Genomic DNA, 684 nt, shown 5'->3' on the forward strand with positions numbered 1-684 from the left:
ACTATCGGTGTACTACGGGGCGCTTAGCTAAATCCGGAAGGTTGCCCGACAACCCCAGCGCTCGCTTCATTATCTCATCTTTCGCACCCGGTAATTGACCAGCAAGCTTCATACCGATACCACGAATTAGCTTCTTAGCCGGATTATCGCCTTCAAACAGATCTTTAAAGCCCTGCATTGAAGCAATCATTTTCGCCGCCTCAGCTTTTCTCCAGCGCTCATAGCCACGAAGGTTGCGCTTGGTGCCAATATCCTCACCAGAAGCCCATAGCGTTAACAGCTCTTGCGCTAAGCTTGCTGCGTCTAATAGACCAAGGTTCACACCTTGCCCTGCTAATGGGTGAATAGTATGAGCAGCATCACCCACCAAAGCGACACGCTCTACAGCAAAGTCACGTGCATAACGCATGCGCAGTGGGAAGGCAAAACGGTCACCAACCACTTCGCATAATCCAAGCTTTGAGTCGAACTCTGCCGTTAGCTGCTTATTAAAATCAGCATCCGACATTGATACAAGCTTCTCGGCACGATTAGGCTCCGTAGACCAAACTATCGAGCTCATTTTGCTTGGCTGCATTGGCAGGAACGCCAACGGCCCTTGCGGTGTGAATATTTGACGAGCAACGCTATGGTGCGGCTCTGAGGTTTTGATGTTCGCGACAATCGCACTGTGGCCGTAATCCC

Annotated in this window: 1 protein-coding gene; it reads right to left on the bottom strand. The window is 50.7% G+C overall.

The window, feature by feature from the left end:
- Position 1: 1 nt before the first annotated feature.
- Positions 2-684: FAD-dependent monooxygenase (locus AB4232_RS20755; protein ID WP_372087913.1), on the bottom strand; the 683-nt coding region annotated here is incomplete at its 5' end.

Source organism: Vibrio sp. 10N.286.46.A8, from assembly GCF_041470165.1.
Classification (GTDB): domain Bacteria; phylum Pseudomonadota; class Gammaproteobacteria; order Enterobacterales; family Vibrionaceae; genus Vibrio; species Vibrio tasmaniensis_A.